Origin of the sequence: Bradyrhizobium sp. 1, from assembly GCF_023073315.1 — a bacterium.
Lineage (GTDB): Bacteria > Pseudomonadota > Alphaproteobacteria > Rhizobiales > Xanthobacteraceae > Bradyrhizobium.
Genome location: NZ_JADPJH010000022.1, coordinates 163,798 through 178,787, shown reverse-complemented (window position 1 = coordinate 178,787; position 14,990 = coordinate 163,798). Strand labels below are relative to the sequence as shown.

The following is a 14,990-nucleotide window of genomic DNA, read 5'->3' as shown; positions in this document are numbered from 1 at the left end:
GGGGCTACTTCAACGTATAGAGAAACGCTGCGATGTCGCGCGCGTCCTTCTGCGGGATGTCCATTCTCGGCATGGCATTGCCTGGCAACGCCCGCTGCGGATCCTCGATCCAATCGGCCATGTTGTCCGGCGAATTCTGGATGTAGCCGGCGATGTAGGTCCGGGTGCCGATCCTGTGCAGGGGCGGGCCGACATTGCCGTCGGCACCGGCAATGCCCGGAATGTCGTGACAGCTGCCGCACTGGTATTGTTTGACGAGATCGGTGCCGCGGCGAGCATCGCCGACGAAATTGTCCGGGCCGGCAGCCTTGCCGGGCTCGCAGGCCGCGGCCGACATGGCGAGTAGCGAGGCGGTGAGCAAGCGTGTCGTCGGACGCATCATCGGCTCCGCTTCCCCGCTCAGGGCTTCTGGCCGAAATTGAAACTCTTGGTGGCGGACCACGGATCGGTGGTCGAGACCTGCTCGCTCGGGACCTGCTCGATCTCGGGCGACAGCGGATTCGCCGCGAAGGTGCGGCCCCATTGCCGGTTGGGGTCGTTGCTGATCCTGCCGATATAGGTGACGAGATCCCAGATCACGCTGTCAGGCAGCACGCCGCCCCAGGCCGGCATGCCATTGGGCCGTCCCTGATAGATCGAGAGAAAGATGTTCTCGGGCTGCGAGCCATAGGTGAAGAGGTTGTTGCTCAGTGCCGGTCCCATGCCGCCACCCCCGTTCGGCGCGTGGCAGCCGACGCAATTGAAGTTGACGTAATAGGTCATCCCGCGCTGCTCCGCATTCGGATCGCCTTGCACGGGGTTCTTGATCTGCGGCGGGTCCGGCTGCGCGCCGGGATGGAGATGACTGACCGGCACCTGCATGAAGACACCGGGCCTGCCGTTACCGACGCTGCCGCCAAAATTGGGCCGTGGGGCCAGCGCGGGCTGCTGCGCCTCCTGGGATTGCGGCAGGGTCTGCTGGGCGATTGCCGCGCCGTTCGGTGCGGCCAGCAGCAGCAATGACAGGATGCTTGCGCGCAACGACATCATGGCTGTCCTCCCGACGCCGTGACGGGCGGATCGACCAGAGGCACGCCGTAGCTACGCAGCAACGCGTTGATCTCGGATCGGTGCTCGTCGATGAAGGCATTGAGCCGGTCGCGCAGGGCGTGATCGCCTTTGCGCACGCCCATCGCGATGGCGAACTGGAATTGCTGGGGCGCAAAGCGCTCGTAATCCCGGATCGGCACGACCGTCAGCGGCACCGGAGAGCGCTGCGCGAAATAGCCGCCAAGCGGTCCCCAGGCGGCCGCGACATCGATCGCGCCGTTCTCGACCGCTTCGATCAGGCGCGCCGGCGGATTGGCCTCGCGATAGTCGCCGTAGATCGAGTAGCCGCGGACATTGTCGACGATGCCCTGGTCGCCGAGCGCCTGTGCGGGCGGCGGATTGTTGCCGTCATCGCCGATCAGATGCACGCCGATCGCCAGATGGTGCAGGCGCGGGTCGATCAGCGAAGACAGCTCGAGCTGCCGGTCCCGGCGCGTGACGAAAACATAGGTCGAGCGATAGTACGGCTTCGTCGTCTCCACGAGATCGTAGCCGGCGGGCAGGCCCATCACCACGTCGCATGTGCCTGCCTTGAGCGTGCTGCGGATGAAGCCGCGCCGCTGCGCCCACCAGGTGTAGGAGACCTGCTCGCCGAAATGTGCGGCCACCATGGCGGCAAGCCTGTTTTCGAATCCCGCCTCGGCGCTGTCCGAGAACGGTAAATTGTTCGGATCGGCACAGACCCGAAGCGCGGCGTCCGACGCGGCCGCCGCACTGGTCGCGAGCGCGAAGAGAAGTCCGAGGGCGATGCCCGGCAGATTATTTCGGAGGCGCATGGCTGTTGTCCTCACCATTTGCGCCGCCGAGCTTGAACACCAGCAGCTCGCTCCCGCCCGCGGTATAGAACGGCAGGTCCTGCGTCGCGCCGGTGAAGCCGAGTGCACCGTTGCGCACGCGTGGATCGACCTCCGCATTGGCGACGACACCAGGCCACCCGCCGACGCCCGACAGGATCGCGATGTATTGCTGCCCGTCCGAGCCGCGATACGAAATCGGCTGACCGATGAATCCCGAGCCCGCGCGAAACTGCCAGAGCACGCGGCCGTCCTTGGCGTCGACGGCCTTGAACAGGCGGTCCATGGTCCCATAGAACGCGACGTCGCCGGCGGTCACCAGCGCGCCGCTCCAGACCGGCAGCTTCTCGTGGATCTCCCAGACTTTCTTGCGCGCGACGGGATCCCACGCCATGAACTCGCCGCGATGCCCGCCGGGACCTGCATACATGTCGACGTCGGCGCCGACATAGGGCGTGCCGGCGATATAACCGACCTGCGAGGCCTTGAAGTTCATGCAGAGATGCTGATGCGGGACGTAGAGCAGCTTTGTACGCGGCGACCATGCTGACGGCTGCCAATCCTTCGCACCCGGCGCGGTCGGGCAGATGTTCTCCACCGTCTTGCCGACCAGCGGGGTCTTTTCCTCATTGGGGATGATCTTGCCGGTCTTGAGATCGACGCCCTTATAAGCGTTCACGAACTCATAGGCGTCTGCCGAGATCACTTCGCCGGTGGCACGGTCCATGACGTACATGTAGCCGTTGCGGCCGGGATGGATCAGCACCTTGCGCGGCTGGCCATTCAGCTCGAGGTCCACAAGCACGTTCTCGTTGATCTCGTCATGGTCGAACAGGTCGTGCGGGTTGACTTGATACGCCCATTTCGCGTGCCCGTTGTCGGGATCACGGGCGAAGATGGTGGTGCTCCAGAGATTGTCGCCGCTGCGCTGGTTCGCGTTCCAGGGACTCGGATTGGCGGTGCCGTAGTAGATCAGGTTGAGGTCGGGATCGTAGGAGATCCATCCCCACATGGTGGCGCCGCCGACCTGCCATCGGTCGGCAGGCCAGCTCTTGACGCCGAGATCCTTACCCTTGAGGCTGTCGTAGAACGGCTTGAAGTCGTCGCCGATCAGCACGTCCTTGTCGGGACCCGTCGCATAAGCGCGCCAGGCGATAGCGCCGGTGTTCTCGTCGACCGCGGTGACCCAGCCGCGCACGCCCAGCTCGCCGCCGCTGTTGCCGATCAGGACCTTGCCCTTGACGACGACGGGCGCCATCGTGATGGTCTCGCCCTTGTTGATCTCGCCGAGCTTGGTGTGCCAGAGCTCCTTGCCAGTCTTGGCATCGAGCGCGACCGAGTGATTATCGAGCGTATTGAGGAAGATTTTTCCGTTGTCGAATGCGAGCCCGCGATTGACGACGTCGCAACAGGCAACGCCCGCCGCGGCAGGCTCCGGTTTCGGCGCATACGACCATTTCAACTCGCCCGTGGTGGCGTCGAGCGCGAACACGCGGTTGGGATAGGGGCCGGCATAGGGGCCGACCACATACATGCTCCCGTCGACCACGAGAGGGGCGGCCTCCTGCCCGCGATCTGCTCCGACCGAGAACGTCCAGGCCAGTTGCAGGCGCGACGCATTGCCGGGGTTGATCTGGTCGAGCTCGCTGTAGCGCGTGTTGGCGTAGTCGCGCGCGGCCATCGGCCATTGGCCCGGATCCTTCATGCGGCTGGCAAGATCAGTCTGGGCAAGACCAGGCGAAAGCGATGCAGCGCACGCGCACAGCGTACTCAGCATTCCCCACAGCAATCGCCTGAGGCCGGGCATTAACATAAGTGAAGATCTCCACGGCATTGATGAGGCCCTGCCGCGTCGCAGGCCGGTTGCCAACGTACAAACGTTGCGCTCCGCCTTGGTTCCAAAGCGTGCCGCGTCGTTATCTCACGACATTTCCCGAGACGCCGGCGCCGAGATCGACGGCGATCTGATCTTCCTTGCCGTCGCATTTGGGATGGCCGAAGCCCGAAGGGCTTTTGCTGTCCGGCCCGATATCGTAGATGATCGCGTCCTTCATGTTCGGGCTGACGCCGGCCGGCACGTGATCGAGGCCGAGGAAGTGACGCACGCGCCAGGCGACATTGTGATCCGCGCAGGAGCTGTCCCCGCTGATGCCGAGCGCGCCGACGATGCCGTTGCCGTCATAGAGCGCAAGGCCGCCGCCGAACACGATCACGCCGCCGACGGGCTTGCCGACCATCGGATCATGTGCGGTTCCGAACTCGTCGGGCGTACCCGCATAAAGAACCTCCGGGGAAGGCGGGTTGCTCAGCGCCGCGCCGAACAGGAAGCCGCCCGGCTGGGCACCCGCGTAGAGATTGGCGGTGGCCATCGCCTTGTTTTTCAGGCTGAACGCATTCGCGGTGTTGGCCTTCTCGGCCGCGATGGCCCGGCTGCCGAGCCATTGGTCGTCGACCTTGCCGCCACTATAGGCAACCGCGCAGACGACGCCCTGGCGGTTCACGACAGCGGCCCACTCGTTATTGTCCAGGCCGCCGTTGCTCGGACCGCCGCCGGGCTTGACGCTCTTCTTGAGGATGTCGGCGAGCCGATCATGGTCGACGGGACACGACGTTGCCGGGCGCGGCTGGTCTTGTGCGGACGAACCTGCCGGCGCCGCAAAAGCGGCCGCGAGAATGACAGCCGTCATGGCGGCGTGCTTGCTCATCTGACCTCCACGGAGATTGTCGAGTCAGCAGGCGAACGTTGCAGCGCATCCGCGGTTCCTATGTTCCTTGCGAACCGGCATGATGAACCGCGGGCATGCGCCCATCGAACTCGGTCAGCCATCGATAGGCGAAGAACAGAGCTGCACCGGTGTAGAGCATGCCCATGGGCACCCACATCAGGATGCCGGCGAGCTGCTGATCCTCGAGCGGCGACAGACCGAACTCGCCGGCAAGGGCGCCCTGACCCGGAATCCATACACGCGTCGACAGGGTGAGGAGCGCTCCGAGCACGCCGGAATGCAGGACAGTGACGAAGAGGCAGGCGATCGCGATGCCGTCCCGAAGCCGTATGCTGCGTCCGACGCCGCGACCGTGCAGGAGCACCCACCAGAACAGCAATGCAGTGGCAAAGAAGCTGATGTGCTGGAGACGATGGACGGCGGTGTTTTCGAGCGCCCACGCATAGAGCGGCGGCGCATGCCAGGCCCAGAGCGCCAGGCCATGCAAGGCCGTCGCGCTGACAGGATGGGATAGCAGAGCCCATGGCCTCGCGACGATTGGCCGATTGAGCAAGCGGCCGGCGGCCGGACGAAGCGAAGCCGACAGGCTCCACAGCAGCGGCCCGTTGATCCGGGCGTAGGCCATCAGCGGCGCTCCGACGACCATGAGCAGTTCGTGCTCGACCATGTGGGCGGTGAACAGGTGCTCGCCGAGCCAGTGAAGCGGTGATGTCAAGGCGAGCGCGACGACCAGCCACCCCGTCCAGAATGCGCCGACCTGGCCAAACCGGACGCCGCGACCGCCGCCGGCATGATGCCAGAGCCGCTGCGTGCCGATGTAGAAGGCGATGCCGACGATATAGAGCGGTGCCAGAAGCCAGGGATCGAAGCTCCAGAGCGATCCCGGATCGACCTCCGAGATGCCATGGGCGTTCGCTGGCCCTGCGAGCAGGCCCAGCACGAGCGCGAGCAGGCTCAGCGCAGGCATGGGCTGATCATCAGCGAGGCCGCGAGCTGGTTTCCGATCGCCAGCGCGAACAGCAGGCCGGAACCGACGCCGAGCCAGGCCATGAACGTCCGGGGACCGCCGCCTTGCGGATCGGTCCATTCCGGGCCGGCGCCGCGCCGAACCGCGCGCGCGGATATCGCCGCGCCCGCGAGGGCGACGAGGGCCAGGACGGCGCTCATGATCGTGCCGCTCAGCTTTGTGGTCTCGCACGAGAAATGCGCCAGTGCATAGACCCCTTGCAGGTTGATGCCCCAGGCCAGGGGGCCGAGCGCGACGCCGGCCCAATAGAGCAGCTTCGGATGTCGTTCAGCAGCGGTCATAAGCGCGGCACCCAGTCGAGCAGGACGTAGAGCGGCAGCCAGGCCAGCACGACGAAGTTCCAGTAGAACACGTTGTCAGTCACGTCGCTGAAGCGGCGCGGCCGGGCGTGGCGTGTGAACATCAGCACCGTCAGCACCACGGTGTCGCCGACGTCGGTGGCGAGATGGGTCGTGTGCAGTCCCAGGATCAACCAGACGATCGATCCGTAGGCCGAGTTGTCCCAGCGCGTGTTGAGATGAGCGAACTCGAAGCCGCGCAGGACCAATAGCCCGATTCCGATCAGCGACATCACGATGAGGCCTGTGCGTACTTTCGCAAGGTCCTGCCGATGAGCCGCGCGATTGGTCATCTGGTTCGGAATGATGCTCAGGAGATAGATGACGGTCTCGGCCGTGCCGGGCCATAGATCGGGGGGCGCGGCTCCAATCGGCCAGCTCGGGTTGACGGCATAGAGATAGAGGTAGGCCCCGATTGCGATGGCAAATCCCATACCCTCCAGCGCCATGAACCCCATGGCGCCCCACCAGGGGCCGCTGCGCGGACCATAGCCATAGGTTGGCAGTTCGGCGACGTTGCGGACGATGGTGTGCCTCATTCCTCGTCCTCCTTGCTGCCGCTAGGCCAGAACCAACCGATCAAGGTGACGGCCATCGGCGGCGTGCCCCACAGCACCGCCCAAGGCGTGAAGATCGAGCCGATGAAGAATACACTTGTCGCAATGGCCGTCAGCAGCGGCCAGATGCTCGGCTCGGGCGACGCTTCACGGATCTGCGGCTCTGCTTCGGCCAGCGATGTCACAAGCATTTCGCGTCGCTCCACGCTGAGACCGGCCACGACAGGCAGGCTCGCGTTGTCGAGCCAGAGCGGATCGCGGTGCTTGACCACGGGAATGCGGTCGAAATTCTGCGGGGGCGGGGGGGAGGATGTCGCCCATTCCAATGTCGAAGCATTCCAGGGATTATCGCCTGCGAGCGTGCCGCTGCGAAGACTCATGATCACGTTGACGAGCAACAGTACGAAGCTGAGCGCAAAAATCACGGCCCCGCCGCTGGACAGGAGGTTGAGGTGGGCCCAGTCCATGTCGGCGGTGTAGGTGTAGACCCGGCGCGGCATCCCGATCAGTCCGAGGATGTGCATCGGGAAAAACGCGACGTTGAAACCGACGAAGGCCAGCCAGAAGTTCCAGCGGCCGAGCCGCTCGCTCAGCATCCGGCCGGTGATCTTGGGAAACCAGTAATACACGGCCCCGATGAGCGGGAAGACCGCGCCGCCGATCAGGACGTAATGGAAGTGCGCGACGACGAAATAGGTATCGTGCACCTGTGTGTCGATCGGCACCGAGGCGACCATCACGCCGGAGAGGCCGCCGAGCACGAAGATCACGATGAAGCCGATCACGAACAGCAGCGGCGTCCGGTACACCGGGCGTCCGTCCCAGAGCGTCGCCAGCCAGCAGAAGATCTGCAAGCCGCTCGGCACCGCGATCAGCATGCTGGACGCCGTGAACAGGCCGGCGCCGAGCTGGGGCAGGCCCGTCACGAACATGTGGTGGACCCACAGGCCGAACGACAGGAAGCCGGTCGCAATCAGCGAGAGGATGACCACGGGATAGCCTATCACCGGCCGGCGCGCGAACGTGGCGAGGATGGCCGAGACCATGCCCGTTCCGGGTATGAAGATGATGTAGACCTCGGGATGGCCGAAGAACCAGAACAGGTGCTGCCAGAGCAGGGGATGTCCGCCCGACGAGGAATCGTAGAAACGGGTGTTGACGAGGCGGTCCAGGATCAGCGAGGTCGACGCGACCATGATCGAAGGCATCGCGAACATCACCAGGAAGCTGGTGACCAGCATCGCCCACACGAAAAGAGGGATTCGGTCGAGCGTCATGCCGGGCGCGCGGAGCTTGAACACGGTGACGACGATCTCCACGGCGACCGCGAGTGCCGCGACCTCGGTGAAGGTGATCATCTGCGCCCAGACGTCAGGCCGTTTCGTCGGCGTGTACTGCAATGACGACAGTGGAACATAGGCGAACCAGCCGACATCCGGGCCGACATTGAGCGCGAAGGAGATCCAGAGGAAGCAACCTCCGAACAGAAACATCCAGTAGCTGAACGCATTCAGGCGCGGGAAGGCGATATTCCGCGTTCCGACCATCAGCGGCACGAGGTAGACGGCGAATGCCTCCATCACCGGGACGGCGAACAGGAACATCATCGTCGAGCCGTGCATCGTGAAGATCTGGTTGTATTTGTCGGCAGACAGGAACGTCTTCTCTGGGCCGGCGAGCTGAATGCGCATCAGGATCGCGAGGAGGCCGCCGAGGAGCAGGAACGCGAATGCGGTGACGATGTAGCGGCGCCCCACGACCTTGTGATCGACCGACGTCAGCGCGCCGAGCAGGCCGGACGGCGTCTGCCAGATGCTTCGGAGGCGCGCGGAGAGCTCCAGGCCGTTCAGCTCGTCGTCGCGCAACTCGCGTTCTTCAGCTGCCACGGTCACTTGAGCTGCTCCAGATAATGAAGGATCGCGATGAGCTCATCCGACTGCAGCGGCATCTTCGGCATGTAGTTTCCGGGCTTGATGTGCTGGGGATCGGCGATCCAGCCGCCGAGCGTGGCCGGCGTCAACGGCAGCGTCCCGGCCGCGATCGTGGTCCGGCTGCCGACATGGGTCAGATCAGGGCCCAATTGCCCGCCGGCGAGCGTGCCGCGCACGGTGTGACAGAGCGCACAGCCTCTGGCGCGAAACAGCTGCTCGCCCTGCTTGCCGAGCTGGTCGGTCGGGCTGCTCGCGCCCTGGTTCTCGCGGTCCCGCCAGCGGCCGAACTCATCGGGGGGCAGCGCGAGCACGGCAAAGGCCATATGCGCATGCTGCAGTCCACAGAACTCGGCGCACTGGCCGCGATAAACGCCGGCGCTCTTCGCCGTGAATTGCAACTCGTTCTTCTGCCCGGTGATGAGGTCCATCTTCCCGGTCAGGCTCGGCACCCAGAAGCTGTGGATCACGTCGGCGGATTCCAGCTCGACCTTCACGGGCTGACCGGCCGGAATCCGGATCTCGTTTGCGGTCACGAAGCTCTTGTCGGGACTGTCGTCCTCGTAGCGGACCTCCCACCACCATTGATGGCCGATGATCTTGAGAGTGAGGGCGTGCTCGTCCTTGGCGAAGACGGTGCGCTGGCCGGCATAGCTGACGATGGAGAGCCCGAGCACGATGGCGAGGGTTGCGAGCCCCAGGATGAAGACGACACGACCGGCCGCCCTTTCAAACGGCTGGTGCAGCGCGAGTGGTTGGTCGGCGGAACGCTTTCGGCGCAGCATGCCGACAGCAAGCACGATCACCACGGCGATCCAGACGACGGCCGCGAGGCTCAGGAAAATGAAGAGGGTATTGAGGATCTGGTGGGACTGAAGGCCTTGCGGATCGAGCACCGACTGCCGGCCGGCACAAGCGGCCAGCGGCAGTGTCGCAAATGGCACCAGAACCGTTCGCATCCGGACAGGCATCAATGATCGCCGTGCTCCCCTGTTGCAGGGCGAACCGGTCAATCCTATGAAGGTTCCTATTGCACCGATCCGGCTGGCTCATTGCGCCTCAGAACGGCCATCCCCTGGCCGCGACGAAGATTGCGGCATCAGCGGCGCCCATCAGCAGCAAGATGACGAGGATGGCGATCATCGCTCCCGGCTGAGCGATCACGCGAAGGTTTTCCAGCATGTGTCATCCTCGGCCGCGCGCTCACCGAGCCATGGGCTTTTGCGGATCGTCGCGGCGCTGTGCGGCTTCCGTGTTCCGGTCCAGCTGCGCGCGCTCGCTTCGGCTCAAATGGCCGGATCGTCTGACGCCATACCAGATCACTGCGCCAAGGACGAAGGCGCCGATGAACCACAGCCACAATGCCGTGACCGAGACGTCTCCCAAAAGCATGCCGACGCCACTATTGCCCATTTGTGCACTCCAGTTAGATATGCGAGCAATGCGAATGTGGTGCGGTGGTTCCTAAGCGTGGCAAGATCGTCGGCAGGATGTCAGGAATGGCTGTGATCAGAATCGGCGTGATTTCTGATACGCACGGGCTGCTGCGGCCGGAAGCAGTGCACCACCTGGCCGGGATCGCGCACATCATCCACGCCGGCGATATCGGCGCCGAGCATGTGCTCGAGGGGCTGCGCAGGATTGCGCCTGTCTCGGCCATCCGGGGGAATGTCGACACCGGCGATTGGGCGCGGAACTATCGGGATACGGAAACCGTACGCCTCGGCGGATACGACTTCTACATCCTGCATGATCTGAACGAGCTCGCGAGCAAACCTGCGCCTGAAGGCGTCGCTGCCGTGATTAGCGGTCATTCGCACCGGGCGAGTGTCAGGACGGTTGACGGGGTGCTTTATCTCAATCCCGGGAGCGCCGGGCCGCGGCGCTTCAAGCTCCCGATCACGCTGGCGACGCTCGATCTCGACGAGAGCGGCGAGATTCGACCGTTCGTGCACACGCTCGGTTAGTCGCAAGCCCGGTCGAAGCGCACCGGGGACGATATCTCCGCTGAAACCGCCGAAATGACGCTACAAATTCAAATGACATTTCCGCGCTTGTTGCCACGCTCTCCAGCGTTGCCGTTGCGGACAGGTGAACGGGTCGTCTCCAGCGCATGAAGATACTGGCGGCTGAACTCGGCCGCGTCCTCCAGCCTGGCCCGGTCAAGTAACTGCACCGTGTGATCCCGCCATTCAATGAGGCCCTCGCGTCTGAGTTCCTGAAGTGTCCTGTTCACATGTACGACTGACAGCCCACACGCATCGGCAATATCCTGTTGTGTAAAGGGCAGATGGAAGCTGCCGTTGTCGAGCAGGCCAACGAGCTCCAGCCGGACGGCGAGTTCGCAAAGCAGATGCGCGATTCTCCCCAAGGCTGGGCGTGCGCCAAGGTTTTCAATCCATTCGCGATAGATGGCTGCATGTATCAGCGTCTCGCGCCAGAATGCCTGCGTAAGCCCGGGAGAGCCGCTCATCACTTCCCTGAGATAGGCGTGAGACACAGAAGCTACGGTCGAACGGCCCATGCTGCGGAGCTCATGGTCCATGACAGGCAGGTGTAGCGTGTGCAGATCCGGCATATCGCCGGCGATATAGAACGATGAGATCTGGTTGCGCTCGGAGATCACTCTTTGACGAGACAGAACCCCACTCATCACAACGGTCGAACTCGTTGGGCTGTCGCCTTCGCGCACGAGATATTCGCCACCATCCAGCGTCTTGAGCTTGTACGGCATGCCTGCGAGCTTGGCTTGATCTTGCTCAGACAGTCCAGCGACCGCCTGCAAGCGCGCGATCAGCTTGCGATGTGGCATGACACACCCTTATGCACCCATCCATATGCACCCATCCATATGCACCCATCCATATGCACCTATCCATATGCACCTATCCAATCTTTCGCCCAAAAACTGCCGCTGACCCGGAGCGACTCAAGGTCCCGCCAAACTGGCTAATTCGTACTCGGTAGCTCGCCCAGCAAGTGCCGGTGCTGCTCCTTGACAGTTTCGTAGCACTCGCAGGCTCCTTCACGCAGACCTTCGACATCTCTTATTTCGATTTTGCCGCGCGTGTATTTGATCAACCCGGCTTCCTGAAGAGTGCGCGCTACTGTGGTCACGCTCGTTCGTCGAACGCCCAGCATTTCGGCCAGAAATTCCTGCGTGAAAGGAAGCTGGTCGCTTCCCGACAAATCGCGGGCGCGCAACATCCACCGGCAAAGACGGGCGTCGACTTCATGATTTGCCATGCAAGCCGTTGATTGCTGCGCTTGCGCAAACAGCGTTTGCTCGTGACGCATGATCCGAGAAATGAGGCTCTGAGATTGCAGAGCTGCGCCGCTGAATGCAGCCGGGTCGCAAACCATCGCATCGCCGCCGAGTTGGACGATAGCTCTGCTCATCGCGACTCGTCCATCCAATGCCGACGCCATGCCGACAGCGCCATCCCTGCCCACCATTGCGGCCTCCGTCGTTTCCCCGGTCGCGAGCGTCACGACCAGAGACACCACCGCGCCGAGCGGAAAGTAGACGGAATCGATCGTGTCGCCCGCTTCATACAGCACGGTTTTTTGCTGCAGATGAGTGGGTTTGAGGTGAGGTCGAAGGGCGGCGGCGTCGCTGGCGGACAGGGACGCGAGTATCGCGTTGGCGTGAGGCATCATGTTTCGCTCCCGGCTCGCAGGCGGGAGCGCAAGATCTCTCAGTTGCTGACGCCCATTTCATCGGCCAGCAATGGCTATAGCCTAACACGGGAGCAGAATTGGTTCTGTCCGCTACATGACTCATCCGGCACAATTTTTGCGAGAGTTAGAGAGTAGCCGGTGCCGGCAGCGTTCGAGACGGAAATGCCGATCTTGAGTCAGACAGCGAACAGACGGAGCCCTCTATATACTGTCCTACTAGATATTGGGGCGTTCAAGAGGGCTTTTGCCATGACCCAGATGCGTAGGCGCATCAAACACACATTGAGCTTTGAAGAGCGGCTGGCTGAGGAGGCCAAGAGGTTTAAGGAGGCCGCCGAAAAAGAGCTGCCCGGCAGCCATGCCCGCGAACTGCTTTTGCGCCGGGCGCGCCAGGCAGAGGCAGCTTCGCACATAAACGATTGGCTCACCTCGCCGGCGCTGGCCCAACCGAAGTGAGTGAGCTCCGTTATGTCGTGCATGCTGACAGCCGGATGCCGGGAGTGTAGCGGCTCCCGCCTGACGGGCCGGAGTGGCCTGTACCGTTCGGGTCTCCACAAGGTGCATCCCATGTCAGCAAAGCTCGCTTTGCGCACTGATCACTAAGCTGCGGGCTGGGAACGCTAGCGGTCGCTTTCCGTTACCTGAGCAAATTCAGGAGCCGCTTTCATGACCGAATATCCCAAGCCCCCCTTTCCGTCGCAGCAGCAGCCGATGCCCGGTTCGACCCGCGCGATGAACCCGCGGCCGGATCATGGCGAGGAGAGTTACCGAGGCGCAGGGCGCCTCGCCGGCAAGAAGGCCATCATCACAGGCGGCGACAGCGGCATCGGCCGCGCCGTCGCAATCGCCTATGCCCGCGAGGGCGCGGACCTCATCATCGCGTATCTGAACGAGGATGAGGACGCAGCCGAGGTCAAGGCGCTGGTCGAGCGGGAAGGGCGCAAGGCTGTCCTGATTTCCGGCGACATCAGCAATCCCGATCATTGCCGTTCCATCGTCCATCGCGCGGTCGAGGAACTCGGGGGGATCGACATCCTCGTCAACAACGCGGCCCATCAGGCGACCTTCAAGGGCATCGAGGATATCAGCGATGAGGAATGGCAACGAACGTTCGAGGTGAACATCCATGCCATGTTTTATTTGGCCAAGGCCGCGGTCCCGCACATGCGGCCGGGCGGGGCGATCGTGAACACGGCTTCCGTGAACTCGGACATGCCGAACCCGAGCCTGCTCGCCTACGCCACGACCAAGGGCGCCATTCAGAACTTTACCGGCGGGCTTGCGCAGATGCTGGCAAGCAAGGGCATCCGGGTCAACGCGGTCGCCCCGGGACCGATCTGGACGCCGCTCATTCCCTCGACCATGCCCGAGGATTCCGTCAAGAATTTCGGCAAGCAGGTGCCGATGCAGCGCGCCGGACAGCCGGCCGAGCTTGCGACGGCCTATGTGATGCTGGCCGACCCGCTTTCGAGCTACACCTCGGGAGCCACTCTCGCTGTGACCGGCGGCAAGCCGTTTATTTGAGCCGATATGCAGCCGGCGCCGGGTTCAGCGCGTGCCTGCCGGGGAACACGGTGATCGCGCCGCTTGGCGTCACAGTGTGATGACGTAGACCGTGAAAGCGACAATAAGTCCAAGGCTCACGACGGCGATGCCGATCAACAGCTTTCCCATGACGCTCCACCCTCTCCGGGGAATGTCAATGGAACACTCGCGTGTCTGTTCCAGGACGTTGGAAATCAATCGTGTTCGATCTGGGCCGACATTGGCAAGCCCGGGCAAGCTCGTGAACGAGTTTGCTCAGCGGGGCAAGACGCCGTCGCATGTCTCGAATGATGCCAGTCTACAGGTGTTTTGCCCGACGGGTCAACTGGAGTTCGAAAAATCAGAAATTATTTTTGGCCGCGTGCCAAACCTTTGAGTGCCAAGCCATTGATCTCGTTATCATCGGCTACTGTGCATGGGGTTGTTTTCGCGTTTTCTTCGTCGCGCGGCGAGGCTGGCAAGCCGAGTTAGGAACGTCTCTTCCGGCGACATGTTTTCGAGGCAGTCACGGGAGAGCAGCATGGATCAAAACGACCACACCACGGTCCGGTCACGGCAGAACAGCGCAGTCGGCTGGATAGTCGGCGCAATCTTCGTCATAGCGATCGTCGCGGCCGTCTTCTTCTACAACGGACGCGATGTCGGTGATCGGGCCACCACCACGAGTCCGACCAACGCCCCAAGCGTCACGACCGGCTCGGGCTCATCCAACAAGTAGGCGCGCTGTCGCAGGGGCGGGCCGCCCGGCACACACATTCTGTAAGAGGGAATGCGGCTCCGGCGCGAGGGAGGGTCTCGCCGGAGCCGCTCTCGCGCGCAGGTCTGGAAGGAAACAGACCAGGGCGCGCGTTGATCTATCGCCGCGGAACGGTGCCGTTCGACGGCGGGGTCGTTTCGTTGCGCATGCCGGGAGGGCTCGATGCGCCTTGTCCACCGCGCTCCACGTGAGAGAGGCCGCCGCCGCCGCCCGATCCGTTACCGCTCGCACCGGTGCCGCTGCCCGATCCCGCACCACCGGCTCCGGCGCTGCCACCAGCGGCTCCGCCGGCTCCGGCACCACCTGCGCCTGCGCCTGCACCGGCCCCTGCGCCACCAGCACCGCCGCCTGCACCACCACCAGCACCACCACCAGCGCCGCCACCCGCACCACCACCCGCGCCTTGCGCAAACGTTGCGCCGACCGAAGTGCCGGCCAGCATCGCGGCCATGAGGATTGTCAGAATTGTCCTACGCATGTTGTATCTCCTGAAGTTGGTTTCGGACCAATCGCCTGCAGCCTCGACCGTTCCTAGCCGTTGCATCTTC

At 63.4% G+C, this 14,990-nt stretch carries 19 protein-coding genes; 4 read left to right on the top strand and 15 right to left on the bottom strand.

Annotated elements, in window-relative coordinates:
• Positions 1-4: 4 nt before the first annotated feature.
• The 12 genes from IVB29_RS17525 to IVB29_RS17475 all read right to left on the bottom strand — a co-directional run bounded on the left by IVB29_RS17525 (position 5) and on the right by IVB29_RS17475 (position 9,872).
• Positions 5-382, bottom strand: a complete 378-nt coding sequence (locus IVB29_RS17525) for a c-type cytochrome (RefSeq protein WP_247504624.1) — start codon at positions 380-382, stop codon at positions 5-7.
• Positions 383-399: 17 nt separating this feature from the next.
• Positions 400-1,026 carry a cytochrome c gene (locus IVB29_RS17520; protein ID WP_247505127.1) on the bottom strand — a complete coding sequence of 209 codons (627 nt, stop codon included), beginning with the start codon at positions 1,024-1,026 and terminating at the stop codon, positions 400-402.
• Positions 1,026-1,865 carry a substrate-binding domain-containing protein gene (locus IVB29_RS17515; RefSeq protein WP_247504623.1) on the bottom strand — a complete coding sequence of 280 codons (840 nt, stop codon included), beginning with the start codon at positions 1,863-1,865 and terminating at the stop codon, positions 1,026-1,028. Before IVB29_RS17515 ends, IVB29_RS17520 begins: the two co-directional genes overlap by 1 nt.
• Positions 1,849-3,660: a methanol/ethanol family PQQ-dependent dehydrogenase gene (locus IVB29_RS17510; protein WP_256466892.1), complete on the bottom strand. Its 1,812-nt coding sequence runs from the start codon at positions 3,658-3,660 to the stop codon at positions 1,849-1,851. Before IVB29_RS17510 ends, IVB29_RS17515 begins: the two co-directional genes overlap by 17 nt.
• A gap of 139 nt (positions 3,661-3,799) precedes the next feature.
• Complete coding sequence (locus IVB29_RS17505; protein WP_247504621.1) at positions 3,800-4,588, bottom strand: heme-binding protein; 789 nt, start codon at positions 4,586-4,588, stop codon at positions 3,800-3,802.
• Between the two features lie 58 nt (positions 4,589-4,646).
• The gene (locus IVB29_RS17500; protein ID WP_247504620.1) at positions 4,647-5,576 is read right to left on the bottom strand and encodes a cytochrome c oxidase assembly protein; all 930 of its coding nucleotides are present in this window, start codon (positions 5,574-5,576) and stop codon (positions 4,647-4,649) included.
• Positions 5,564-5,917 carry a hypothetical protein gene (locus tag IVB29_RS17495; protein WP_247504619.1) on the bottom strand — a complete coding sequence of 118 codons (354 nt, stop codon included), beginning with the start codon at positions 5,915-5,917 and terminating at the stop codon, positions 5,564-5,566. The genes IVB29_RS17500 and IVB29_RS17495 overlap by 13 nt, the downstream gene beginning before the upstream one ends.
• Entirely contained in the window at positions 5,914-6,513 is a 600-nt protein-coding gene (locus IVB29_RS17490) for a cytochrome c oxidase subunit 3 (protein ID WP_247504618.1), read from the bottom strand. Before IVB29_RS17490 ends, IVB29_RS17495 begins: the two co-directional genes overlap by 4 nt.
• Positions 6,510-8,423, bottom strand: coding sequence for a cytochrome c oxidase subunit I (gene ctaD, locus IVB29_RS17485; protein ID WP_247504617.1), 1,914 nt, complete (start codon positions 8,421-8,423; stop codon positions 6,510-6,512). The genes IVB29_RS17490 and ctaD overlap by 4 nt, the downstream gene beginning before the upstream one ends.
• Positions 8,420-9,430 (bottom strand): cytochrome c oxidase subunit II, encoded by a 1,011-nt coding sequence (gene coxB, locus IVB29_RS17480; protein WP_247504616.1) that lies wholly within the window; start codon positions 9,428-9,430, stop codon positions 8,420-8,422. The genes ctaD and coxB overlap by 4 nt, the downstream gene beginning before the upstream one ends.
• Positions 9,431-9,518: 88 nt before the next feature.
• A complete protein-coding gene (locus tag IVB29_RS38405; protein WP_256466891.1) occupies positions 9,519-9,641 on the bottom strand; it encodes a hypothetical protein in 123 nt (40 codons plus the stop codon).
• Positions 9,642-9,662: 21 nt separating this feature from the next.
• A complete protein-coding gene (locus tag IVB29_RS17475; RefSeq protein ID WP_247504615.1) occupies positions 9,663-9,872 on the bottom strand; it encodes a hypothetical protein in 210 nt (69 codons plus the stop codon).
• Positions 9,873-9,958: 86 nt separating this feature from the next.
• On the opposite strand from IVB29_RS17475, the gene IVB29_RS17470 reads away from it, so the two are divergent.
• Positions 9,959-10,426 carry a metallophosphoesterase family protein gene (locus tag IVB29_RS17470; protein ID WP_247504614.1) on the top strand — a complete coding sequence of 156 codons (468 nt, stop codon included), beginning with the start codon at positions 9,959-9,961 and terminating at the stop codon, positions 10,424-10,426.
• A gap of 68 nt (positions 10,427-10,494) precedes the next feature.
• On the opposite strand, the gene IVB29_RS17465 is transcribed toward IVB29_RS17470, so the two are convergent.
• Both IVB29_RS17465 and IVB29_RS17460 read right to left on the bottom strand, forming a co-directional pair.
• Positions 10,495-11,271, bottom strand: coding sequence for a Crp/Fnr family transcriptional regulator (locus IVB29_RS17465; protein WP_247504613.1), 777 nt, complete (start codon positions 11,269-11,271; stop codon positions 10,495-10,497).
• A 137-nt stretch (positions 11,272-11,408) separates the two neighbouring features.
• On the bottom strand, positions 11,409-12,119 hold the full coding sequence (locus IVB29_RS17460; protein ID WP_247504612.1) for a Crp/Fnr family transcriptional regulator: 711 nt from the start codon (positions 12,117-12,119) through the stop codon (positions 11,409-11,411).
• Positions 12,120-12,389: 270 nt separating this feature from the next.
• Here IVB29_RS17460 and IVB29_RS17455 point away from each other — a divergent pair, with 270 nt between their 5' ends.
• From IVB29_RS17455 to IVB29_RS17445, 3 genes are all read left to right on the top strand, one after another.
• Positions 12,390-12,596, top strand: coding sequence for a hypothetical protein (locus tag IVB29_RS17455; RefSeq protein ID WP_247504611.1), 207 nt, complete (start codon positions 12,390-12,392; stop codon positions 12,594-12,596).
• 210 nt (positions 12,597-12,806) lie between these two features.
• The gene (locus tag IVB29_RS17450; RefSeq protein WP_247504610.1) at positions 12,807-13,664 is read left to right on the top strand and encodes an SDR family oxidoreductase; all 858 of its coding nucleotides are present in this window, start codon (positions 12,807-12,809) and stop codon (positions 13,662-13,664) included.
• Positions 13,665-14,205: 541 nt separating this feature from the next.
• Positions 14,206-14,403 (top strand): hypothetical protein, encoded by a 198-nt coding sequence (locus tag IVB29_RS17445; protein ID WP_247504609.1) that lies wholly within the window; start codon positions 14,206-14,208, stop codon positions 14,401-14,403.
• Between the two features lie 136 nt (positions 14,404-14,539).
• Here the strand turns inward: IVB29_RS17445 and IVB29_RS17440 are convergent, their stop codons facing one another.
• Positions 14,540-14,920 (bottom strand): hypothetical protein, encoded by a 381-nt coding sequence (locus IVB29_RS17440; protein ID WP_247504608.1) that lies wholly within the window; start codon positions 14,918-14,920, stop codon positions 14,540-14,542.
• Between the last annotated feature and the right edge of the window lie 70 nt (positions 14,921-14,990).